This is a genomic window from Actinoplanes xinjiangensis, from assembly GCF_003148685.1.
GTDB classification, from domain to species: Bacteria; Actinomycetota; Actinomycetes; order Mycobacteriales; family Micromonosporaceae; genus Actinoplanes; species Actinoplanes xinjiangensis.
On sequence record NZ_QGGR01000002.1, the window covers coordinates 719657 to 741870 of the forward strand.

Here is a 22214-nt window from a genome sequence, read left to right on the forward strand (position 1 = left end):
TTACCTAACCTGAGGGGAGGCTAACCGGCCGGACACGGGAAGGAAACTTGGACTCGGCACCGCGGGGGCGCCGCGTCCGGTCCACCGCCCTCCGGAAGCGGCGCCACCAGCGCATGTGCACCCCTCGAACACCTCGATGAATGTCTAGTGACGAGTGCCACATGACGCACGAAGCCCACCCTTTACAGGATGGGCTTCGTCGATGAAGAAGATCAGAAAGCCGTCAGCGTGATCCCGGCCGCGCGGGGATCTCCGTCGTGCACCAGCGACTCCTGGTTCTGCACGTCGTCGAAGGCGAAGGCGTACGCCTTGCCGTCGGCCATGTTCGCGTGGACGGCCTTCGCGTAGGGGTTGGCCGGGCCGCCGGTGTAGAAGTCGGCCGCGGTCCCGCCGGGCTGGGTGTCGATCCGGCCCAGCGTGGTCCGCCACAGCGCCGCGCACAGCGTCCGGGCGATCGGGCCGACCACCTGGTCGTTGGGGGCACCGAGGGCACCGTCACAGCCCCAGACGTTCGCGGTCGACGGTTTCGTGAAGGACGCCACGGTCCGGCCGCTCGTGTCGGTGAAGTTCATGACGTTCCCGGCGGTCCGGCCGGTGTACCGGACCTCCGGACGATCCCCGAACGGCACGACGGTCAGATTCTTCGAGGTGTACGCGTTCCAGGCGCTCGTGATGTACGAGTCGAGGTAGGTGGCGCTCATCAGCCCGGCGTCGGCGGCCTTGCCCGGGGCCAGGACCCGCAGCACCGTGCCGTCGGCGCCGGTGACCACGCTCTTGGCGAAGTCGGGGTTCGCCCGCACCGCGTCGATGACCTTCTGCCGGCCGTTCGCGACCAGTTCGCCGGTCTTCGCGGTGACGCCGTTGCCACCGGTGACCGAGACGCCGTGCGGGACGGCGAACATGTCCACCTGCGAGCTGTTCAGGAACAGGCCCGAGCCGTTCAGGGTGAACTCGCTCCAGTCGAAGAGGATGTCCCGGTTCGGGTCGCCGCCCGCCCACGGAGCCGGCTGGACCAGCCCGTCGGCGGTGATCCGGAAGTCCAGCTTCTTACCGAACGAGAAGTAGATCCGGCCGGAGATGTTCTTCAGCACCTTGATCGTGGTGCTCTGCCCGTTCGCCGGGCCGGGGATCGAGACGTCCGGCGCGGGCACCGGCACCGGCCCGCCTCCGGTCCACGGCGTGAACCCACCGCTCGCGTTGACGGACCCCAGCTTGCCCGTCTCCAGGTTGACGCCCAGCACGTAGAGGAACACCGGATCGGTACGACCGGTCCGGTTCGTCACCGTGACCGGGAGCGTGGGGCCGGCCGGCGGGACGGTCGCGGCCGGAGTCGTGGCCGCCGGGGCCGTCGTGGCCGGAGTGGTCGGCGCCTTCGTCGGCGGGACGGTCGTCGGGGCCACGGTCGGCACGGTCGTCGTGGGCCTGGTCGCCGGCGGCGTCGTGGTCGCCGGCCCGCTACCGCACGGCGCACCGTTCAGCTTGCAGTTGACCGGCTGCGGGCCGGTACCGACGAATCCGAACGTCACGCTCGCACCCACCGGAATCGCACCGTTCCAGGCACGGTTGGTGAATGTGCGGTGACTGCCGGAAACCGTCATGTCGGTTTCCCAGAAACTGCCGACCGAACCGCCGGCGGGCAGATCGAATTCGACTTTCCAGGACGTCAGCGCGGACGTTCCGCCGTTGGTGATGGTCACCTCGTCCTGCCAGCCGCTGCCCCAGTCGGACACGGTACGCAGCGAGGCGGTGGCCGAGGCGGCCGAGGCGGGCAGGGCGATCCAGGCGGTGGTGAGCGCGGCGACCGTTGCCACAGCGGCGAGAATGAGGCTCCGTTTACGGCGCATGGGGGTGCGACCTCCGAGAGGGTACGGGCAGGGGCGGACGCCATTGTCACCCACGAGAAACCGCTCTCCCAGAGCCTTTAAAGCTCCTTTAAGGTCAAAATCCCCGACGTTTTCCGGCCACCCCCGATAACACAAATCCCCCGCCGTGGTCCCGCTCACCCCAAGCTGGCTCCCACCGCTGTCTCGGCGGGCTTGAGACAGCGGTGGGAACCAGCCGGGATTTCGGCGGGCTTGGGAGAGGGCTGCGGACCAGCCGGGGTCAGCGGGTGAAGCGGATCGCGCTCCAGGAGACGTGCGGGAGGGTGATGGTGGCGGTGGGGCCGTCGAGGGCGATGGCACCACCGGGCACCTCGGCGGTCGGGCGAAGGCTCACCCGCTCCGGGTCGTCCCTGGTGTTGGCGGCGTACACGTCGTCGTCGGTCAGGGTCCACGACTCGGCGACGGTCAGCCCGGTGCCGAAGGCGGACAGGTCGACGGTGAACTCGACCGGGTTCTCGACGTCCCGGTTGACGGCGAAGACGGTCACGTCACCGGTGGCCGAATCGTGGGTGGCGACCGCATCGACCAGCGGGGCCGCGCCGTACTTCGCCGTGTCGTACGACGGGGCGTCGATGTGCAGGCGCAGCACGTCCCCCTTGGCCAGGGCCGCGGTCTTGGCGAACGGGTGGAAGATGGTCTGCTTCCAGGCCGGGCCGCCGGGCTCGGTCATGATCGGGGCGATCACGTTGACCAGCTGCGCCTGGCAGGCGGCGGTGACCCGGTCGCTGTGCCGCAGCAGCGAGATCAACAGGTTGCCGACCACGACCGCGTCGGCCACGTTGTACTGATCCTCGATGACCGGCGGGGCGACCTTCCACTCCTCGGGCAGCGGCGCGTTCTGGAAGCGGGACAGATACCAGACGTTCCACTCGTCGAACGACAGGTTGATCTTCTTGGTGCTCTTCAGCCGGGCACCGACCGCGTCCGCGGTGGCCACGATGCTGTTCACGAAGAAGTCCATGTCGACCGCGGACGCCAGGAACGAGCCCAGATCGCCGTCGTGCTCCTCGTAGTAGGCGTGGCAGGACACGTAGTCGACCACGTCGTACGCGTGCTCCAGCACCGTCGACTCCCAGGTACCGAAGGTCGGCATGGAGGAGGACGAACTGCCGCAGGCGACCAGTTCGAGGTCCGGTTCGGCCGAGCGCAGCGCCCGCGCCGTGCTGGCCGCCAGCAGCCCGTACTCCTCGGGGGTCTTGTGCCCGGTCTGCCAGGGACCGTCCAGTTCGTTGCCCAGGCACCAGACCTTGATGCCGTACGGCTTCTCCGCGCCGTTGGCCCGCCGCAGCTCGGAGAGGGCCGTGCCCTCCGGGTGGTTGAGGTACTCGTGGACGTCGAGCGCCTCCTGCACGCCGCGGGTGCCGAGGTTGACCGCGTACATGATCTCGACGTCGGCCTTCTCCGCCCACTTGGCGAATTCGTCGATGCCGACCTCGTTGGTCTCGATGCTGCGCCAGGCCAGGTCACGCCGGCGGGGCCGCTGCTCGCGCGGGCCGACGCCGTCCTCCCACCGATAGCCGGAGACGAAGTTGCCACCCGGGTACCGGACCATGGTGACGCCCAGTTCACGGGCGAGCGCCAGCACGTCGGTACGGAAGCCGTCCTCATCGGCGAGAGGGTGGCCCGGCTCGTAGATGCCGGTGTAGACGCAGCGGCCCATGTGCTCGACGAACGAGCCGAAGGTGCGGCGGCTGACGGGCGCCACGACGGCAGCCGGATTCAATGCGACACGCGCACGGAGCATGGTTGTTCCCTTTACCGAGAAAGATTGAGGAGACGCCGCGGTTACTTGACGGAGCCGATGGTCAGGCCGCCACGCCAGTACCGCTGGAGCATCAGGAAGGCCACGATCAGGGGGACGATGGCCACGAGAGCGCCGGTCACGATCACGTTGAAGGTGGCCGCCCCGCCGTTGCCCATGATCGCGGACATGTACCAGGCCCGGAGACCGACCGTGAGCGGGTAGAGCTGGTCGTCGCTGAGCATCACGAGCGGCAGGAAGAAGTTGTTCCAGGACGCGACCATGCTGAACAGCAGCACGGTGACCAGGGCCGGCTTCATCGCCGGCAGGGCCACGCTGGTGAAGACGCGGAACTCGCCGGCGCCGTCGATCCGGGCCGCCTCGAGCATCTCGTCCGGGATCGAGTCGTGCACGTAGACCCGCAGCAGGTAGACGCCGAACGGGTTGAGCAGCGACGGCAGGATCACCGCCCAGATCGTGTCGACCATGTTCGCCTGCGACATCAGCAGGTAGGTGGGCAGCACGAGCGCCGTGGCCGGCACCATGATCAGGCCCAGCAGCAGCGCGAACAGGGCGTTGCGGCCGGGGAAGCGCAGCTTGGCGAACGCGTACCCGGCCAGCGCCGAGATCACCGTCGCACCGACGCCGCTGACCACCGCGTAGAACGCCGAGTTGCGCATCCAGGTGACGAACACCCCGCCGTCCTGTTCGAACAGCAGCGTCAGGTTGTCGATCAGGTGGAAGTCGGAGAACCACAGCGAGGCGGACTGGAAGAGACCGTCGTTGTTCTTGGTCGCCGCCACCAGCAGCCACCAGAACGGGAGCAGGAAGTAGATCGCCAGCAGGCCCATCACGATGTGGGCGGCGACGCTGCCTTTCCGGGTGTTCATCGCAGCGCGCTCCTCTTCCGGGTGGCGAACAGGAAGATGTACGACCCGATGAAGACCACCGCGCCGAGCAGGAACGAGATCGCCGCCGAGTAGTTGTACTGCTGGAACGAGAACGCCTGCTGGTAGGCGTACACGTTGGGGGTGTAGTGCTGGGTGATCGCGCCCGGATTGAGCGGCTGGAGGATCAGCGGCTCGGTGAAGAACTGGAGGGTGCCCATGATCGTGAAGAGAGTGGCCAGGACCAGTGCCGAGGAGATCATCGGCGTCTTGATCCGCAGCGCGATCTGCACCTCGGTCGCACCGTCGATGCGGGCCGACTCGTACGTCTCCCGGGGCAGACCCTGCAGTGCCGCGTACAGCACGATCATGTTGTAGCCGGCCCACTGCCAGGTGACGATGTTGCCCAGCGAGGCCAGCACCGTGTCCGCGGCGACGAAGTCGATGCCCAGCGCCGCGAAGGGGCCAATGCTGTCGCTGTAGAGGAAGCCCCACATCAGGGTGCCGATGACCACCGGTACGGCGTACGGGACGAACGCGGCGAGCCGGAAGAAGCGGGAGAACCGGGACGTGGCCGCGTCGATCAGCAGTGCCGCGAGCAGCGCCACCCCGATCATCACCGGCGTCTGGATCAGCCCGAAGACCAGGACCCGGACCACGCCCTCACGGACCAGCGGGTCGTCGATCGCCTGCTTGTAGTTGTCGAAGAGCGCGAAGACCTCGCCCTCGATCAGGGTCGACCGGTAGAGGCTGATCTTGAAGGCGTACGCCATCGGCAGCAGCAGGAACGCGACCAGCAGCACCGCGAACGGCAGGACGAACAGCCAGCCGGTGGCGGCCTCCAGGAAGCGGGACCGCCGTTTGCTGTCGCCCCGGAGGGGCGAGGGGCCCGCGGCCGCCGGAGCGACGGCCGCGGACTCGGTACGAACCTCGGTCATTACTGAACCTTGAAGCCCTGCTGGGTGGCGTAGGTCTTGATGTTCTCCTGCGCCGTGTCCAGTGCCGCCGTCCAGGACGTCTTCTGCTCGATCGCCTGGTTGAGGCCGGTGGTCAGCTGGTTGAAGTTGTAGCTGTTGAACGGGCTCCAGGCGAACGGGCCGACGGCGTTGTACGCCGGGACGAAGACCTCGTTGACCTTCTGGCCGCCGAAGAAGTCGTACTCCTTGTTCTTGAAGGTGTCCGACTCCAGGACCGGGGTGGCGGTCGGGAAGAGGAACGCCTTGTCGATGCCGATCTTCCAGGCGTCGGTGTTCTTGGCGCCGAAGATCTCCATCGCCACCTTGGCCGCCAGGTCCGGGTACTTGGCCTGGTCGGTCACCGCGAACGAGGAACCGCCCCAGTCGCCCTGCTTGTTCTCACCGGCGACCCACTGCGGCAGCGGCGCGACCTTCCACTTGCCGGCGGACGCGGCGGCGTTGGCCTGGATGTAACCGGGACCCCAGCCGGCCGCGAGGTAGGTGGCGTACTTCTCCGAGCCGAGGCCGTTGTAGAAGTCGGTGGTGTGGAAGGCGGTGGTGTCGGCCAGGCCCGCACCGACCATGCCCTCCCAGTACTGGATCACCTTCTTGGCCTCGGCGCTGTTCACGTTCACGCCGATGCTCGTCGGGTTGGCCAGGTCATAGGCGTACGGCTGCGCGCCGGCCTGCCAGAACAGGCCGCTCAGGAAGCCGCCGTCGTTGGCGCCGAAGTCGGTGATGAAGCTCTTGCCACCGGACGCGGTCTTCAGCTTCTCGGCCTGCGCCTTGTACTCGTCCCAGGTGGCCGGGACGGTCAGGCTGTACTTCTTGAAGATGTCCTCGCGGTACATCATCGCCATCGGGCCGGCGTCCACCGGGATCGCGTAGACCTGGTCACCGGAGCTGACCTGCTTCCACGCCCAGTCGACGTAGTCGCCCTTGACGTTGTTGGCGCCGTACTTGCCCAGGTCGACCAGGTGCTTGGTGAGGGCGAAGGTGGGGATCTCCTGCAACTCGAGCATCGCCACGTCGGGGGCGCCCTTGCCGGCCTTGAGGGCGGTCTGGAGCTTGGTGTACTGGTCCTGGCCGGTGCCCGCGTTCGTCCACTCGATCTGCACGTCGGTGTGGGTCGCGTTGTACTGGTCGACGACGGCCTTGAACTCGGGGTACCAGGCCCACACCTTGATGGTGACCGGGCCGGTCGGCTTCTCGGCGGGCTTGTCGTCCCCGCCGCTGCTGCAACCGGTCAGCGCGAGGGCCGTGGCCGCGACCGCCGCCACAACTGATCGCCGACTGACTCTCCGTGCACTAAAGTTGCCGATGTTCACTGGGTCCTCACAGACGAGTAGATGCGTATCCAGTTGATCAGTTCTGAGACCCGCGAGGGCTCAGAGAGCCGACCTCCGGTGCTGGCACATCGGGGGTCGGCCATCAGGCCGGACTTCACACGGCCAAACAGTCTCACTGCTGGTCGAGCGATGTTGCTACGCTTTTGCAGCGCTGCAAAGCAAAGCATGCACGGCACCCCGAACGACGGCAAGGGGTAACCTGCCGGAAACTTGGGGCGGTCAGAGGGGGCAAGAATGCGTCGAGAAGTCACTCTGCGTGACGTCGCGGAGTTGGCCGGCGTCTCCAGCCGAACCGTCTCCAATGTGGTGAACGGATACGCCAACGTCACAGACCACACGAGAGAGCGCGTTCAACGCGCGGTGGAACAACTCGGGTACCGCCCGAACGTCCTGGCGCGGAATCTCGCCCAGGGCCGGTCCGGCCAGATCGCGGTCGTCGTGCCGTATCTGGACACCCCGTACTTCTCCGAGTTGTTGCAGAGTGTGATCCGGGCGGCGCGGGTGCGCGGCTATAACGTTTTGATCGACCAGACCGACGGCGACCCCGAGCACGAGCGCGCGTTCATCGCGCACGGCTCACGACGGCTGCTCTTCGACGGCGTCATCTTCAGCCCGCTCGGCCTCGACCAGCAGGCCCTCGCCGACCGCGACCCGACCCTCCCGCTGGTGATCCTCGGCGAGCGGTCCAGCGACGGCAGCTTCGACCACATCGGCATAGACGACGTGGCCGCCTCCCGCCAGGCCACCGAGCACCTGCTCGACCTGGGCCGGCAGCGGATCGCGGCGATCGGTGATCAGCCCTACGCCACCGGTGAGGCGGCGCAGCGCCGTACCCGGGGCTTCCGGGAGGCCCACGCGGCCCGCGGGCTCACCCCGCGCGAAGACCTGATCATCAGCACGCCCCGGTTCAACCGGCCGGACGGCGCCCGTGCGATGGCCCACCTGCTCGACCTGCCGGAGCCGCCGGACGCCGTCTTCTGCTACTCCGACCTGGTCGCGCTGGGCGCCATCCGGACGCTGGTGTCGCGCGGGCTACGGGTCCCCGAGGACGTCGCGGTGATCGGTTACGACGACATCGAGGACGGGCGCTTCTCCAACCCGACGGTCACCACGATCTCCCCGGACAAGGAGGCCATCGCGACCACCGCGGTGGAGAGGTTGCTGCTGCGCATCGGCAGCAGCACCCCGCCGGAGGGCCTGGAGGTACGGGCACCGCACCGCCTGATCATCCGGGAGAGCACGGCCGGCCGGGCTACTGGAACAATTTAGCCGCGGTGATCAGGGTCTGGACGACCCCGTAGCCGAGGAGTACGACCACCAGGCCCCAGGACAGGACGAGCCTCATCGGGCCACCTCCTCCCGGTCGGCGACGGCCGGTTCGTGGTGATGCTCGGGGACCGGGCGGATCAGCAGGTTCGCGACGAAGCCGACCGCCAGGACACCGACCATGGTGAACAGCGCCGGCCGGTAGGCGTCCGCGGTCAGCGTGCCCGGCCTGCCCTGCGCGTCCAGGAAGCCGTTGATGATCAGCGGGCCGACCACCCCGGCGGCCGACCACGCGGTCAGCAGCCGGCCGTGGATCGCGCCCACCTGGTACGTCCCGAACAGGTCCCGCAGGTAGGCCGGCACGGTCGCGAACCCGCCGCCGTAGAACGACAGGATCACCCCGGCCAGCAGCACGAACAGCGCGGTCGCGAGGTGACCGGCGATGGCCAGCGCCGCGTACAGGATCATGCCGCCGCCCAGGTAGACCATGTAGACGGGCCGGCGCCCGATCACGTCCGAGGTCGACGACCAGGCGAACCGGCCGGCCATGTTGAACAGCGACAGCAGACCGACGAACCCGGCCGCGGCCGACACCGCGACCGTGGACACCCCGTCGGTACCCCGGAAGAAGTCCTGGATCATCGGGCTGGCCTGCTCCAGGATGCCGATGCCGGCCGTCACGTTGCAGAACAGCACGATCCAGAGCAGCCAGAACGAGCGGGTCCGGATGGCGTTCGCGGCGGAGACGTCGGCGGTGGTGACGAGCGGCTTCTCCCGTACGGTCGCCGGGTCCCACCCGGCCGGCCGCCAGCCCTCCCGCGGCACCCGGATGTTGAACACGCCGAACATCATGATCACGAAGTAGGCGATGCCGAGGGTGAGGAACAGGGCGGTCAGCGCATCCCCGTCGGCGACCGAGGTGGCCACCGACGGGTCGTAGCCCGGGTCGTAGAGCGACATCAGCTGCCGCGACGCCGGCCCGGCGATCATCGCTCCCCCGCCGAACCCCATGATCGCCAGCCCGGTGGCCAGGCCCGGCCGGTCCGGGAACCACTTGATCAGCGTGGACACCGGCGAGATGTAACCGATGCCCAGGCCGATCCCGCCGAGCACGCCATACCCCAGGTAGAGCAGCCAGAGCTGACCCGTCGCGATGCCGAGCGCCCCGACCAGGAAGCCGGTGGCCCAGAACGAGGCGGACACGAACATCGCCCGGCGTGGCCCGTTCCGCTCCACCCAGGTGCCGCCGACCGCGGCCGAGAGACCCAGCATGACGATCGCGATGCTGAACACGATGCCGATCGCCGTCTGGCTGGTGCCGAAGTGCTGGACCAGGGAGTTCTTGTAGACGCTTGTGGCGTAGGCCTGGCCGATGCACAGGTGCACGGCCAGCGCCGCGGGCGGGATGAGCCAGCGACTGTATCCCTCGGGGGCGATGGAGTGCTCACGGTCGAGCGCGGAGAGCAGGGCCATCGCCCGACTCTACATCTATATGAATCGATAAAACGGTCAGTCGCGGGTCAGGCTGAAGGCGTCCACACCGCTGACACCGGCGGCCCCGACCGGATAGATCGCCCCCCGCAGGGTGTGGTCGTCCTCCCAGGCCACCGAGATCGCCGGGGACGTCTTGGCCCGGTCCACCAGCAGATCCTCGGAACCGATCAGCTCCCGCCGGTCGGCCACCCGGATCAGGACGGCCCGGGTCTGCGGGCCGGTCGCCCCGCTGTGCTCGTAGACGACGCCGAGCGTGGCGCCGTCCGGGGAGAGGCGCATATCGGTCACGGCGACGCAGCCCGCCCCGGTCAGCGGCAGCTCGGCCACCAGCCGGCCGGTGGCGACGTCGTAGACCCGGGGCACACACTCGTCCGTCATCCGGGACACCACCAGCCTGCCACCGGAGAGGTCGGCGAACCGCAGCGACCCGAAGACCTCGCCGAGGCCGGCCGACGCCTTCCGGACGACGGTCCGCTCCGTACCGGTCTCCAGGTCGTGCGAGACCAGACCGGCCGGCCGCCAGAGGTACGCCGTGGTCGCGGTCGCGGTCAGCAGCATCACCGGCTCATCGTGCCGGCGGACGTCGCGCTGGAGGCGCACCGCGCCGTCGCGCCCGGTGACGACCAGGCGGTACTCCAGGCCGCTCACGTCCGGCCCGTCGGTACGCCTCGTCCCGGGCTCGGTGTCGTGTGAGCCGAACGCCACGCGGGACCCGTCCGGCAGTACCACGAGGCGTTCCCAGTTGCGGGAGCCGACGACCCGGTGCGTGACCAGGGTCCAGTCCGGGCGGAGTTCACCGACCCGTGACCCGATGCCGAGTTCGACGGCCTGGCCCTCGGTCCGGTAGGTGCCCGCCGCGTCCCGCAGGATCAGGTGCTGGGCCGGTTCCCGGGCGGGCGGCGCCGGATTCGACGGCGCGCTCGGGCCCACGCTCGGGACCGCCGCCGCCGGCGGGTCGGTGGCGGCCGGTGGAAGTGCGGGTGCGGCCTGCTGCCGCTGGGACGCCACGCCCACGCCGGCCCCGGCCAGAACGGCCACCACCGCGGCGGCGGAGAGGACCGCCTGACGGTTACGGCGCCGCCGGGCCCGGCGATGGACGTCGGCGAGGTCGCCCGGATATCCCCGTGCGGCGTTCGCCGCCGTCCGGACCGCCTCGGCCACGTCCTCTGAGATCCTCGCCATGAGTCAGTCCTCGCTGTTCAGCTCGTGCCGGAGAACGGCCAGCCCGCGGGCGAGACGGCTCTTCACGGTGCCCTCGCCGATCCGCAGCGCGGTTGCCGTCTCGGCGGTGGAGAGGTCGAGCAGCACCCGGCAGGTGATCACGGCCCGCTGCGGCTCGGGCAGTCTGGCCAGGGCGTCCCGGGCGACCGCGACCTCCGGCGGCCGCAGGTGCGGATGTGCGGAGTCGTCGGCCGGCGGTCGTTCCCGGCGCACCTTGCGCCACCAGGAGGTGGCCCAGTTGAGACCGACCCGGAAGACCCAGCCCGCCCGATTGTCCAGCCGGCTGACCGTGGGCCAGCGCGCATAGGCACGGGCCATCGCCTCGGCGACGGCCTCGGCCGCCAGGTCGTCACGGCGCAGGGTGACCGCGAGCGCGCGGTAGAGCCGGTCGACGTTCGCCCGGTAGAAGGCTTCGAAGCCGTCCTGTTCCGGAGCCGCCGGGCCCGCGCCGATCATCACTGTCGAGACCACCATGCCCGATACACGCCGGTGGCCGCCGATCGGTTCCCGTCTACTCGGGAGATTTCTCGTCGGGGGTGATCAGGCCGGCCTTCTCGTCACGGTCGGCCCACTCCAGCAGGGTCTCCAGGGAGTACGCCTCGTCGTCGATGGCGGCGTGCAGATCACCGAGCCGGGCGAAGCGCCCGGGGACCGTACGGATGGTGAAGTCCCTGGGGTCGAGGTCGGGGATCTCGTCCCAGCCGACCGGGGTGGAGACGGTGGCCGCAGGGACGCCGCGCACCGAGTAGGCGCTCGCGATGGTGTGGTCGCGGGCGTTCTGGTTGTAGTCGATGAACACCGCGCGCGGGTCGCGGTCGCGGCGCCACCAGGTGGTCGTCACGTCGTCGGGGGCACGCCGCTCCACCTCGCGGGCGAAGGCGAGCGCGGCCCGGCGCACCTCGGAGAAGCCCCAGTCCGGCCGGATCCGCACGTACACGTGCAGGCCCTTGCCGCCGGAGGTCTTCGGGTAGCCGGTGATGCCGAGTTCACCGAGGACCTCCCGGACGACCGGGGCGATCCGCTGGACCGTGCCGAACGGGCAGTCCGGCATCGGGTCCAGGTCGATGCGCCACTCGTCGGGGCGCTCGGTGTCGGCCCGCCGGGAGTTCCACGGATGGAACTCCACGGTGGACATCTGCACCGCCCAGATCACGTCGGCCGGTTTCGTCACGCACAGCTCGTCGGCATGCCGGTGGTAGCGCGGGAACGTGACCCGCACCGTCTCCAGCCAGGGCGGAGCGCCGTTGGGCACCCGTTTCTGATGCACCTTCTCGCCGGCCAGGCCGTCCGGGAACCGGTGCAGCATGCAGGGTCGCTCGCGCAGCGCGCGGACGATCCCGTCGCTCACCGCCAGGTAGTACTCGACCAGGTCGAGCTTCGTGGCGCCGAGCTCCGGGAAGTAGACGCGGTCCGGGTTGGAGACCCGGACCTCGTAGTCGCCGACCTCGATGATCGTGGCTTTACCCGCCATGCGTCGAACCTAGCCCAACCAGGCGTCGTCCATGTCCCGAAGCAGGGTGTCGCCCGAGTCGAGCAGGTCCAGCATGGGGCCGATCCGGGGCAGCTCGTGCGTGACGAAATACCGCGCGGCCAGGCGTTTGCCCTCGTAGAAGTCGCCCTCCCGGCCCTCCGCGGCGAGCAGCTGCTCCAGCCAGAGCCAGGCGATCACCAGATGACCGGCGGCGTCCAGGTAGGCCGTGGCGTTGACCAGCGCCTTCGACGGGTCGGCCCAGAGGGTGGCGGTGGTCGCGGCGAGCCGATCGGCGGCTTTGGTGACGGAGGCGCCCAGCTCGGGAGTCCGCGCGGCGGTGGCCCGGATCCGGTCGAGGAGCAGCGCCAGACCGGCGCCACCGTGCTGGGTCACCTTGCGGCCGAGCAGGTCGAGGGCCTGGATGCCGTCGGTGCCCTCGTGGATCGAGTTGAGCCGGTTGTCGCGGTAGAACTGCTCGACCGGGTATTCGCGGGTGTAGCCGTAACCGCCGTGCACCTGGATGGCGTGATCGTCGGCGAGACGGCACCACTGCGACGGCCAAGCCTTCACGATCGGCGTCAGCGTGTCCAGCAGCAGGTCGTTCTCCGGTGACGGCTCGTCCAGCAGCTTCGCCGCATAGAGCACCAGAGCGAGGCCTCCCTCGACGTACGACTTGGAGGCGAGCAGCATCCGCCGGACGTCCGTGTGCGCGACGATCGGGACCGGGGGCGCCGTGGGGTCCTTGTCGCCGATCGGCCGGCCCTGCTGCCGCTCCCGGGCGTAGGCCAGGGCGTGCAGGTAACCGGTGTAGCCGAGGGCGACCGCGCCGGAGCCGACGCCGATCCGCGCCTCGTTCATCATGTGGAACATGTACTGGAGGCCGCGGCCCTCCTCACCGACCAGGTGGCCGACCGCGTCCTCGAAGGCGAGCACCGTGTTGGTGGTGCCCCGGTAGCCCATCTTGTGGTTGAGCCCGGCCAGCACGACGCCGTTGCGCTCGCCGGTGTCCAGGTCCTTCTTCGGGACGATGAACAGCGACAGGCCCTTGACCCCGGCCGGCGCCCCGGCGACCCGGGCCAGCACGAGGTGGATGATGTTCTCGCTCAGCTCGTGGTCGCCGCCGGAGATCCACATCTTGCCGCCGTCGACCCGGTAGGTGCCGTCGTCCTGCCGGACCGCCCTGGTCGCCACGTCACTCAGCGACGACCCGGCCTGCGGCTCGGAGAGGCACATGGTGCCGGTGAACCGGCCCTCCAGCATCGGGTGGACGTAGCGGCGGATCTGCTCCTCGGTGCCGTGCGTCAGGAGCAGGTGGGCGTTGCCGGAGGTGAGCATCGCGTACGCCGAGGTGCCGGTGTTGGCGGCCTGGAACCAGAGGAAGCAGGCCCGCTGCACCACGTGCGGCAGTTGCAGGCCACCGTGCTCGGCGGGAAAACCGGCGGCGATCAGGCCCGACTCGGCGAAGACCTTCAGCGCCCGGGCCACCTCCGGAATGATCGTGACCGTCTCACCGTCGAAGGTCGGCTCGTTGAGGTCGCCGGTGCGGTTGTGCGGAGCGAAGTCACGCTCGGCGATCTGCTGGGAGACGTCGAGGAAGGCGTCGAACGTCTCCCGGGAGTGCTCGGCGAACCGCTCCCGGGAGGTCAGGGCCTCGGCGTCGAGCCATTCGTAGAGCAGGAAGTCGAGATCCCGCCGGGAGAACACCTTGGACACCGCGGCCACCACCGTTTCGGTCGGAACTTAATGCACCCAGTGTGCACCAAGTTTAGTCCGCCGCACGGTGCCGGCCCACCCTGATCGTCACCCCGGCCGGAATCCGGCTGGAGTGCTTGATCTCGTACATGGCGTGGTCGGCGGCGCGCAGAGCCTCGTCCGGGTCGGTCGCGGCCGGGGCCAGGTGCACCCCGACACTCGCGCCGATACCGATCTCGTGCCCGTCGATCCGGAACGGCAGCTCCAGGACGTACCGTACGCGGCCGGCCATCGAGATCGCGTCGTCGGGCGTGACCACACCGGGCATCAGGATGACGAACTCGTCGCCACCGACCCGGGACAGCACGTCGTCGGAGCGTACGCAGGCACTGAGCCGGTCGGCCACCTGGCGCAGCAGCTCGTCGCCGATCTCGTGCCCGTGCCGGTCGTTGACCGGCTTGAACCCGTTCAGGTCGACGAAGAGCACGGCCACCGCGTCGGCTCGCAGCGTCGAGTTGAGCTTGTCGTGCATCCGGCGCCGGTTGGGCAGCCCGGTCAGCGGGTCGTGCTGTGCCTCGTGCTCCAGTCGCTCCTGGAAGGCCCGGTTCTCCGAGATGTCCCGGGCGTTGATGACCACGCCGTTCAGCGACGGGTTGTCCATCTGGTTGGAGGCGGTGAAGTCGAACCAGCGGAACTCGCCGTCGGCGGTCCGGACCCGGCACTGCAGGCGCAGCACCCCGGCCGGGTCGGAGAGCAGCATGCCCAGCTTCTCCCGCATCTGCGGCTGGTCCTCGTGGTGCACCACGTCGAAGACACTGTGCCCGGCGAGCGAGCCGGCCTTGAAGCCGAGCACCGAGGTGGTGCTCGGGCTGCTGAAGATGATCCGGCCACCGGCGTCGAGCACCGACACCAGGTCCGGGGCGTGCTGGAAGAGCGCCTGGAAACGCTCGTCGGCGCGGCGCCGGGTGATCTGGGTCCGGTAGCCGAGCAGGGTGATGCCGACCACACCGATCACGAGCATCGCCAGCAGCGTGAGGTTCAGCGTCTGACTGCGGTTGTAGACGGCGCCGTCGAAGGACGCCTTCGTCTGGGTACGGACGTAGTACCAGCCGCTGTGATCGATGTCGATCACCACCGCGATCATCTTCTCGTCGTCCTGGAGGTACTCGACGAACGACGAGGTCCCGCTCCGGTTCCCGAGGATCTCGGAATTGACCGTGGTGCCGAGCACCTCGTCCAGGCTGGCCGCGCCGATCCGGCCGGCGGCGTCGACGATCGTCGTGCGGTGGTAGTCGCTCTTCAGCTCCCGCATGTAGCCCTGGAGGGAGGTCGTCGCGATGTGGTTCAGCCCGATCAGGTAACCCGCCCGCACACCGTTGCGCGTGAACGGCACCGCCACCGCGGCCACATAGGACGCGGGCTGGGCGGGGTCGCCACCGGTCACCGGCATGACGTTCGAGAAGCCGTAGTCGTCGGTCCTGGTCTCGGTGCCGGCGGCCTTCTCGAGCTGCACCCACATCCGTTCCCAGCCGGCGTCATCGGTCGCCGGCCGCGCGGAGTCCCCGCTCACCAGCACGACGTTCCGGTTCGGATCGGTGATCATCAACCCGTACTGGAAGGTGTTGGTCTTCTTCGCCGCGGCCGTGAGCGCCGCCTTCGCCTGAGCGGCCGTGGCGCCGGTGCCGGCGGCGAGCAGAGCGCCGATCTTGCCCAGCTCGACCGTCGAGTAGTACTGGAGCTGACCGGTGAGCTCGGCGTTGTTGTCGCCCAGAGCCCTGGTGTCGTCCAAGTGGACCTTCTCCACCGCCTGAACGGTCGAACGGTTCACCAGAATGCCGGCGACACCGGCCCCGGCCAGCAGTAAAACGCTGACCAGCACCGCGATCCAGTTACGCAGCCGCATCGAGTTCCTCCTCACCGCAAGTCATCGGCAGACGAGGCCCGAAGTGAAAGAACCCGGGGGAATAAACCAGGGAATACCCCGAGGGAAATGAGGCGGCGCTCGACGGGATCGACCACGATGATGGAGAGGCAACGCATCGGGTCGATGTCGTGACACCCGGTGCGGGACCCGGCCCGACGAAACGGAGCACCGGATGCTCGAACAGGTGGTTGTGTCCCCGCCCGGGTGGCAGAAGGCGCTGCTCTCCCGGATTCCCTCGCCCCGCCGGCCGATCGAGGACACCCCGCTCGCGCCGGCGCCACCGGCCCGGCGCCGGATCGTCCGCTCCAGCCTCAGCGTCACCGGCGCCGGTCTCGCCGCCGTCTTCTACTGCCTCTCCTTCACCCCGTCACTGCTGCCACGGGCGTGGTTCCTCCAGGGCGTGGTCGCCGGGATCACCGCCGCCATGGGGTATGCGCTGGGCGCCGCGGGCGGAGCGGTGGCCCGCCGCCTGCACGGACCGTTCCGCGCCCGGACCACACTGATCGCCTGGGCGACCCTGGCCGCGGTGGTGCCGGTGCTGATGGTGATCTTCCTCTGGCTCGGCACCCGCTGGCAGCGCGACCTGCGGGTCCGGCTCGGCATGGCCCCCGTCCCGGAGTACGACATCGCCCGGACCGTCTGGGCCAGCCTGCTCACCTTCGGCCTGCTGCTGCTGATCGCCCGGATGCTGCGCCTGGCCACGTACGGCTGCGCCCTGCTGTTCCGGCGCGTCGTCCCGCAACGCGCCGCCTACTGCGCCGGCACCCTCGTGGTGGCCGTCCTCGCCTACTCCGCGTTCGACGGCCTGCTGATCGCCAACCTGTTCGCCACCGCCGACCGTCTGGCCGCCGTGGAGAACAACGGCACCGGCAACGGTGTCACCGTTCCGGCGTCCACGCTGCGCTCCGGCGGTCCGCAGTCGCTCGTCCCCTGGGACACGCTGGGCCGCCAGGGCCGGGCGTTCGTGGCCGGGACACCCCGCGTCGACGAACTGACCACGTTCGCCGGGCGGCCCGCGATCGAGCCGATCCGGGTCTACGCCGGCCTCACCTCCGCCGACACGCTGCGCGACCGGGCCGAGCTGGTGGTACGGGAGATGGACCGGACCGGCGCGTTCGACCGGGCGGTGGTCGCCGTCATCACCCCGACCGGCACCGGCTGGATCGACAACCGGGTGCCCCGGTCCCTGGAGTTCATGTATGCCGGGGACACCGCGCTGGTGTCCATGCAGTATTCGTACCTGCCGAGCTTCTTCGCCTTCATGGGTGACCGGTCCGAGGTGGTGAACGCGGCCGACGCCCTGATCGGCGCGGTGCGCGCGCGGTGGGCGGCACTACCGGCCGCGACCCGGCCACGGCTGCTGCTGTTCGGCGAGAGCCTCGGGACGTACGGCATGGAGATGACCTTCGGCACGCCGGAACGCCTGGTCGACGGGGCGGACGGGGCGCTGCTGCTGGGACCGACCTTCGCCAACCCGACACATCGGGTGCTCACCGAGGACCGGGCCGACGACAGTCCGATCTGGGACCCCACCTATACCCGGCTGCCGGTGGAGTTCGCCGACGACGCGGCCGAGCTGCGTAACCTGTCCGGCCCTCCGCCGAAGGTGGTCTATCTGCAGAACGCGACCGACCCGGTGGTCTGGTGGAGCTGGGACCTGTTGTGGAAGAAACCACAGTGGCTGGTCGGGGAACGGGCACCGGACGTCACCCCGGACATGCACTGGTACCCGGGGATCACGTTCTGGCAGATCTCCTGTGACCTGGTCTTCTCCAACAAGGTGCCGACCGGGCACGGGCACTCGTACCGGTGGGAGACGGTCGACGGGTGGGCGGCCCTCGCCGCGCCACCGGGCTGGACGACGGCGGACAGCATCCGGCTGCGGGTCCTGTTGGGCGGCTGATGACCCGCTTCACGGCTCGTACCCGATTGTTCGGCTGACCCGGAACGAGTGATGACCGTCGAAGCCCCTGCTCCGTTGAGAATCGAGGGTGGGCAGCGGAGAGGGGGCCGGTGATGGGCGATGCGCTGAGCGGATTCCAGCGCCTGCCGGGACGACAGCCCCGGCCGGTGACGAACGGACTGGTGGCCATGATCGCCGCCGCGCTGGTCCTGGGAGGCGGCCTGCTGGCCGGGCGCCTGCTGACGGACGAGGCGCCACCGCCGGCCCCGGCCCCGAGCCCGTCGAGATCCGCCGCCTGACGCGGTAGGTTCCCGGACATGACGTCGCATCGAAAACTGTCCATCGCAGTGCTCGCCCTCGTCGTGGTCGGCGGTACCGGATTCACCTCGGGCCCCGGACTGTCCTGGCAGCTCACCGACACCGGCTCGACCGCACGGTTCCGCGGGCTCGCGCCGGTGAACGCGAAGGTCGCGTGGGCGGCCGGCTCGGCCGGCACGGTGCTGCGGACCGTCGACGGCGGGCGCACCTGGGCCTCGGTCGGCCCACCCGAGGCGGCCGCGCTCCAGTTCCGCGACATCGAGGCCTTCGACTCCCGGCACGCGGTGGCCCTCACCATCGGCAACGGCCCGGACTCCCGCGTCTATGCGACCTCGGACGGCGGTGCCTCCTGGACCGAGACGTTCCGCAACGACGAGCCGACCGCCTTCTACGACTGCATGACCTTCCTCGACCGGCGGCACGGGCTGGCCCTGTCCGACCCGGTCGACGGGCGGTTCCGGATCCTCGCCACCCGCGACGGCGGCCGCACCTGGCAGACCCGCCCCACCGACGGCATGCCGGCCGCGCTGCCCGGCGAGTTCGCCTTCGCGGCCAGCGGCACCTGCCTCGTCTCGGCCGGCCGGCACGCCTGGTTCGCCACCGGCGGCGAAGCCCCGTCCCGGGTGTTCGCCTCGAAGGACGGCGGGTGGACCTGGTCGGTGACCGATTCCCCGGTGCCGGGCGGTCCCAGCGCCGGCATCTACTCGCTGGCGTTCCGCGGCCCGGGACAGGGCATCGCGGTCGGCGGCGACTACAACACCGAGACGTCCGCACCGGACGGTGCGGCGGTCACCCGGGACGGCGGCCGGCACTGGACCGTCGCGAAGAAGGTGCCGGGCGAGTACCGCTCCGGGGTGGCGTGGTGGCGTGGGCGTACCGCGCTGGCGGTCGGGCCGACCGGCAGCGACGTCTCCTGGAACGGCGGCGTCACCTGGCGGCGCTTCGACACCGGCAGCTTCGACGCGGTGGCCTGCACCCCGGACGGATCCTGCTGGGCGTCCGGCCGGGACGGGCGGATCGCCAGACTCAAGCGTTGAGATAGGTCAGCACGGCCAGGACCCGGCGGTGGTCGTCGTCCGAGGGCGGCAGGCCCAGCTTCGTGAAGATGCTGCTGATGTGCTTGCTGACCGCCTTCTCGCCGACGAACAGCTTGGCGGCGATCGCCCCGTTCGACCGGCCCTCGGCCATCAGCTCGAGCACGTCCCGTTCCCGGGTGGTCAGCCCGGACAGCGGCGAGGAGTGGCGGGCGAGCAGCTGCGAGACGACCTCCGGGTCCATCGCAGTGCCGCCGCCCGCCACCCGGCGCACCGAGTCGACGAACTGGGCCACGTTCGCCACCCGGTCCTTCAGCAGATAGCCGACGCCGCCCGCACGGTCGGTCAGCAGCTCCCGCGCATACAGCGGCTCGACGTGCTGGGACAGCACCAGGACCGGCATCCCGGGGATCTTCTGCCGGGCCTCGATCGCCGCCTGCAGGCCCTCGTCGGTGAAGGTGGGCGGCAGCCGCACGTCCACCACGGCCACGTCCGGCCGGTGCTCCAGCAGGGCGGGCAGCAGCGACGGTCCGTTGTCGACCGCCGCCACCACCGTGAATTCGAACGCCTCGAGAAGCCGGGTCAGCCCGTCCCGGAGGAGGGCAAGGTCTTCGGCGAGGACAACACGCACGGCAGCTCCATGGTCACGACGGTCGGTCCACCCGGCGGGCTGGACAGGCTCATCGTGCCATCGAAGGCGGCGAGACGGCGTTCGATGCCGTCCAGCCCGGTGCCGCGGGACGGGTCGGCACCACCGCGGCCGTCGTCGCTGATCCGCATGACCAGCGTCTCCCCGGTGTGCCACAGCTCCACCGCACCGTTGCCGGCGGCGCTGTGCCGGATCGCGTTGGCCAGCGCCTCGGCCACCGCGAAGTAGGCGGCCGACTCGACCGGCGTGTCCAGCCGGCCCGGCAGCTCGGTGGTCACCGTCACCGGCATCGGCAGGGCCATCGCCAGCGCCCGGACGGCACCCTCCAGGCCACGCTCGGCGAGCACCGGCGGGTGGATGCCGCGGACCAGGTGGCGCAGCTCGACCAGCGCGGCCGTACTGCTCTCCCGGGCCTCGGCGAGCAGTTTGCGGGCGGTGGCCGGGTCGGCGTCGACGATCTCCTCGGCCAGCCCGATCGTCATGCCGAGGGCGACCAGCCGGGCCTGGGCGCCGTCGTGCAGGTCACGCTCGATCCGGCGCAGCTCGGCGGCCTGGGCGTCGACGGTGTCGGCCCGGGTCGCGGTGAGCCGGCTGACCCGCATGCGCAGCTCGGCGGCCCGGGTGGGAGCCAGGAACAGCCGGTTGAAGAGGGCGTCGAAGCGGCGCAGGTACGGCGCGGCGGCGATCCCGATCGACAGGATCAGCGCACCCTGCGGCAGCGACAGGAAACCCTCGCCGATGGTCTCGATCGGCCAGAACATCCCGTAGCCGTACGAGTCGGTGCCGAGCCAGATCCAGAGCGGGATCAGCAGGATGCCCTCGATCCCGTACGCCGGCAGGGCCAGCGACAGCACACCCAGCACCAGGCCGGCCAGCGCGCCGGGCAGCAGCCACGCGACGTCCCGCCAGGTCGCCGGGTCGGTGACCAGCCACTGGTAGTAACGCAGGCTGCCGAACACCACCCCGTCCGGGCGGGGACGGTACGGCCGGACGATGGTCACGCCCCGCCCGGCGGCGAGGCGGCGGGCCACGTCGGCCCGTGCCCGGATCAGCAGGGTCATCAGGGGAAACAGCAGCAGTCCGATGCCGAGCACCGGGGTGAGCACCAGTCCGACCACGAAGAACGCGAACAACGGAATGTTCACGACGGCGAGGGGGACGGCGAGCAGCCCGCCGGCGACGGCACGGGCACCGTCACGGATCCAGTCACGCGAGTCCATGCCCTCATCCTGGTCACCGGGCGCCAGGTTGTCGGTAGGGCCAGCACTACCGGGCTTCGGTGGCCTGGCACTCCTGACCGCCGGCCACCGGACCGGTTCGCTGTAACCATGACGACGACCGCAGCAGAGACGCGAACCGCCGGAAGCGACTTCGCCGAGCTCAACCGCCGGATCAACGCGGCCGGCCTCCTGCGCCGGCGGCCCGCCTACTACGCCGTACGCCTGAGCCTGGTGTCCCTCGCCCTGATCGGTGGGTGGACCGCCTTCGTCCTGGTCGGCTCCTCGTGGTGGACGCTCGCCGTGGCGGTGTTCCTGGCCGTCGTGTTCACCCAGGTGGCGCTGGTGGCACACGACCTCGCGCACCGGCAGGTGTTCCGCACCAACCGGCCGAGCGCGCGGGCCGGCCGGATCGCCGGGAACCTGGCGATCGGCATGTCGTACGGCTACTGGATGGACAAGCACACCAAGCACCACGCCAACCCCAACCACGACGACCTGGACCCGGACGTCGGCCCGGACGTGCTGGTCTGGTCCCGGGAGCAGGCGCGCGGCAAGGGCTTCACGGTCCGGCACCAGGCGTGGCTGTTCTTCCCGCTGCTCACTCTTCTGGGGGTCTCCCTCAAGCGGGACAGTGTGCGGGCGCTGGCCGGCGGCACGATCAAACGGCGCGGCCTGGAGACCGTGCTGCTGGCGATCCACTTCATCGGGTACGCCGCCGCGCTGCTCCTGGTCCTGTCGCCGGTGCAGGCGCTCGCCTTCCTGCTGGTGCACCAGGCACTGTTCGGCGTCTACCTGGGCCTGACCTTCGCCCCGAACCACAAGGGCATGCCGCACCCCGACGGCACCGAGGACTTCCTGCGCAAACAGGTCCTGACCTCGCGTAACGTGCGGGGCGGGCGGTTCGTGGACGCGGCGCTAGGCGGGCTGAATTATCAGATCGAGCACCACCTGTTCCCGGCCATGCCGACCCCGAACCTGCGCCTGGCCCAGCCGATCGTGCGGGACTACTGCGCCGAGATCGGGGTGTCCTACGAGGTGACCGGGCTGATCGAGTCGTACCGGCAGGCGCTGCGGCATCTGCACGACGTCGGTGCGGATCTGCGCGCCCGGCGAGGTTCCGGTGCCGGCCTCCCGGACCGGGCGTAGAGTCGCCTTACCGCAGGAAGCGGTACGGTGTTGTGACAATCGAGCGAAATCCGACTACGG

19 protein-coding genes are annotated in these 22214 nt (G+C 69.8%); 5 read left to right on the plus strand and 14 right to left on the minus strand.

Annotation, left to right across the window (positions count from 1 at the left end; translation table 11 throughout):
* Positions 1 to 212 precede the first annotated feature (212 nt).
* From BC793_RS06635 to BC793_RS06655, 5 genes are all read right to left on the minus strand, one after another.
* Positions 213 to 1844: a beta-1,3-glucanase family protein gene (locus BC793_RS06635; protein ID WP_109590191.1), complete on the minus strand. Its 1632-nt coding sequence runs from the start codon at positions 1842 to 1844 to the stop codon at positions 213 to 215.
* A 259-nt stretch (positions 1845 to 2103) separates the two neighbouring features.
* The gene (arfA, locus tag BC793_RS06640; RefSeq protein WP_109590193.1) at positions 2104 to 3627 is read right to left on the minus strand and encodes an arabinosylfuranosidase ArfA; all 1524 of its coding nucleotides are present in this window, start codon (positions 3625 to 3627) and stop codon (positions 2104 to 2106) included.
* 41 nt (positions 3628 to 3668) lie between these two features.
* Positions 3669 to 4514 (minus strand): carbohydrate ABC transporter permease, encoded by an 846-nt coding sequence (locus tag BC793_RS06645; RefSeq protein WP_109590195.1) that lies wholly within the window; start codon positions 4512 to 4514, stop codon positions 3669 to 3671.
* Positions 4511 to 5449: a carbohydrate ABC transporter permease gene (locus tag BC793_RS06650; RefSeq protein ID WP_109590196.1), complete on the minus strand. Its 939-nt coding sequence runs from the start codon at positions 5447 to 5449 to the stop codon at positions 4511 to 4513. Before BC793_RS06650 ends, BC793_RS06645 begins: the two co-directional genes overlap by 4 nt.
* Positions 5449 to 6747, minus strand: coding sequence for an ABC transporter substrate-binding protein (locus tag BC793_RS06655; RefSeq protein ID WP_158319205.1), 1299 nt, complete (start codon positions 6745 to 6747; stop codon positions 5449 to 5451). The genes BC793_RS06650 and BC793_RS06655 overlap by 1 nt, the downstream gene beginning before the upstream one ends.
* 303 nt (positions 6748 to 7050) lie before the next feature.
* Here BC793_RS06655 and BC793_RS06660 point away from each other — a divergent pair, with 303 nt between their 5' ends.
* Complete coding sequence (locus BC793_RS06660) at positions 7051 to 8085, plus strand: LacI family DNA-binding transcriptional regulator (protein ID WP_109590200.1); 1035 nt, start codon at positions 7051 to 7053, stop codon at positions 8083 to 8085.
* On the opposite strand, the gene BC793_RS52760 is transcribed toward BC793_RS06660, so the two are convergent.
* Genes BC793_RS52760 through BC793_RS06690 form a run of 7 tightly spaced genes read right to left on the minus strand, consistent with a single transcriptional unit; the run spans position 8069 to position 15863 of the window.
* A complete protein-coding gene (locus BC793_RS52760) occupies positions 8069 to 8161 on the minus strand; it encodes an MFS transporter small subunit (RefSeq protein ID WP_428839517.1) in 93 nt (30 codons plus the stop codon). The two genes, BC793_RS06660 and BC793_RS52760, sit on opposite strands and share 17 nt — an antisense overlap.
* Positions 8158 to 9549, minus strand: a complete 1392-nt coding sequence (locus tag BC793_RS06665) for an OFA family MFS transporter (RefSeq protein WP_109590425.1) — start codon at positions 9547 to 9549, stop codon at positions 8158 to 8160. The genes BC793_RS52760 and BC793_RS06665 overlap by 4 nt, the downstream gene beginning before the upstream one ends.
* Positions 9550 to 9591: 42 nt before the next feature.
* Entirely contained in the window at positions 9592 to 10758 is a 1167-nt protein-coding gene (locus BC793_RS06670) for a WD40 repeat domain-containing protein (protein WP_146246197.1), read from the minus strand.
* A 3-nt stretch (positions 10759 to 10761) separates the two neighbouring features.
* Complete coding sequence (locus tag BC793_RS06675) at positions 10762 to 11271, minus strand: sigma factor-like helix-turn-helix DNA-binding protein (RefSeq protein ID WP_109590204.1); 510 nt, start codon at positions 11269 to 11271, stop codon at positions 10762 to 10764.
* Between the two features lie 37 nt (positions 11272 to 11308).
* Positions 11309 to 12268, minus strand: a complete 960-nt coding sequence (gene ligD / locus BC793_RS06680; protein WP_109590206.1) for a non-homologous end-joining DNA ligase — start codon at positions 12266 to 12268, stop codon at positions 11309 to 11311.
* Positions 12269 to 12277: 9 nt separating this feature from the next.
* A complete protein-coding gene (locus BC793_RS06685; protein ID WP_203896020.1) occupies positions 12278 to 13990 on the minus strand; it encodes an acyl-CoA dehydrogenase in 1713 nt (570 codons plus the stop codon).
* Positions 13991 to 14033: 43 nt separating this feature from the next.
* A complete protein-coding gene (locus BC793_RS06690) occupies positions 14034 to 15863 on the minus strand; it encodes a sensor domain-containing diguanylate cyclase (protein ID WP_109590208.1) in 1830 nt (609 codons plus the stop codon).
* A 193-nt stretch (positions 15864 to 16056) separates the two neighbouring features.
* Here BC793_RS06690 and BC793_RS06695 point away from each other — a divergent pair, with 193 nt between their 5' ends.
* The 3 genes from BC793_RS06695 (at position 16057) to BC793_RS06705 (ending at position 19142) form a co-directional block, all read left to right on the plus strand.
* Positions 16057 to 17787, plus strand: coding sequence for an alpha/beta hydrolase (locus BC793_RS06695; RefSeq protein ID WP_109590210.1), 1731 nt, complete (start codon positions 16057 to 16059; stop codon positions 17785 to 17787).
* A 113-nt stretch (positions 17788 to 17900) separates the two neighbouring features.
* Positions 17901 to 18086, plus strand: coding sequence for a hypothetical protein (locus BC793_RS06700; RefSeq protein ID WP_109590212.1), 186 nt, complete (start codon positions 17901 to 17903; stop codon positions 18084 to 18086).
* Between the two features lie 18 nt (positions 18087 to 18104).
* Positions 18105 to 19142, plus strand: coding sequence for a WD40/YVTN/BNR-like repeat-containing protein (locus BC793_RS06705; RefSeq protein ID WP_109590214.1), 1038 nt, complete (start codon positions 18105 to 18107; stop codon positions 19140 to 19142).
* On the opposite strand, the gene BC793_RS06710 is transcribed toward BC793_RS06705, so the two are convergent.
* Together BC793_RS06710 and BC793_RS06715 are read right to left on the minus strand one after the other, a co-directional pair.
* A complete protein-coding gene (locus tag BC793_RS06710) occupies positions 19132 to 19770 on the minus strand; it encodes a response regulator (protein ID WP_109590216.1) in 639 nt (212 codons plus the stop codon). The genes BC793_RS06705 and BC793_RS06710 overlap by 11 nt on opposite strands.
* A complete protein-coding gene (locus BC793_RS06715; protein ID WP_109590218.1) occupies positions 19722 to 21008 on the minus strand; it encodes a sensor histidine kinase in 1287 nt (428 codons plus the stop codon). Before BC793_RS06715 ends, BC793_RS06710 begins: the two co-directional genes overlap by 49 nt.
* A gap of 108 nt (positions 21009 to 21116) precedes the next feature.
* Here BC793_RS06715 and BC793_RS06720 point away from each other — a divergent pair, with 108 nt between their 5' ends.
* Positions 21117 to 22154 carry a fatty acid desaturase family protein gene (locus BC793_RS06720; RefSeq protein WP_109590220.1) on the plus strand — a complete coding sequence of 346 codons (1038 nt, stop codon included), beginning with the start codon at positions 21117 to 21119 and terminating at the stop codon, positions 22152 to 22154.
* Positions 22155 to 22214 lie beyond the last annotated feature (60 nt).

What these genes read in the sequence shown, in the direction of transcription:
- BC793_RS06635 (WP_109590191.1), bottom strand. Translation starts at nt 1,844, where the DNA reads ATGCGCCGTAAACGGAGCCTCATTCTCGCCGCTGTGGCAACGGTCGCC.
- arfA (WP_109590193.1), bottom strand. Translation starts at nt 3,627, where the DNA reads ATGCTCCGTGCGCGTGTCGCATTGAATCCGGCTGCCGTCGTGGCGCCC.
- BC793_RS06645 (WP_109590195.1), bottom strand. Translation starts at nt 4,514, where the DNA reads ATGAACACCCGGAAAGGCAGCGTCGCCGCCCACATCGTGATGGGCCTG.
- BC793_RS06650 (WP_109590196.1), bottom strand. Translation starts at nt 5,449, where the DNA reads ATGACCGAGGTTCGTACCGAGTCCGCGGCCGTCGCTCCGGCGGCCGCG.
- BC793_RS06660 (WP_109590200.1), top strand. Translation starts at nt 7,051, where the DNA reads ATGCGTCGAGAAGTCACTCTGCGTGACGTCGCGGAGTTGGCCGGCGTC.
- BC793_RS52760 (WP_428839517.1), bottom strand. Translation starts at nt 8,161, where the DNA reads ATGAGGCTCGTCCTGTCCTGGGGCCTGGTGGTCGTACTCCTCGGCTAC.
- BC793_RS06670 (WP_146246197.1), bottom strand. Translation starts at nt 10,758, where the DNA reads ATGGCGAGGATCTCAGAGGACGTGGCCGAGGCGGTCCGGACGGCGGCG.
- BC793_RS06675 (WP_109590204.1), bottom strand. Translation starts at nt 11,271, where the DNA reads ATGGTGGTCTCGACAGTGATGATCGGCGCGGGCCCGGCGGCTCCGGAA.
- ligD (WP_109590206.1), bottom strand. Translation starts at nt 12,268, where the DNA reads ATGGCGGGTAAAGCCACGATCATCGAGGTCGGCGACTACGAGGTCCGG.
- BC793_RS06690 (WP_109590208.1), bottom strand. Translation starts at nt 15,863, where the DNA reads ATGCGGCTGCGTAACTGGATCGCGGTGCTGGTCAGCGTTTTACTGCTG.
- BC793_RS06695 (WP_109590210.1), top strand. Translation starts at nt 16,057, where the DNA reads ATGCTCGAACAGGTGGTTGTGTCCCCGCCCGGGTGGCAGAAGGCGCTG.
- BC793_RS06700 (WP_109590212.1), top strand. Translation starts at nt 17,901, where the DNA reads ATGGGCGATGCGCTGAGCGGATTCCAGCGCCTGCCGGGACGACAGCCC.
- BC793_RS06705 (WP_109590214.1), top strand. Translation starts at nt 18,105, where the DNA reads ATGACGTCGCATCGAAAACTGTCCATCGCAGTGCTCGCCCTCGTCGTG.
- BC793_RS06715 (WP_109590218.1), bottom strand. Translation starts at nt 21,008, where the DNA reads ATGGACTCGCGTGACTGGATCCGTGACGGTGCCCGTGCCGTCGCCGGC.
- BC793_RS06720 (WP_109590220.1), top strand. Translation starts at nt 21,117, where the DNA reads ATGACGACGACCGCAGCAGAGACGCGAACCGCCGGAAGCGACTTCGCC.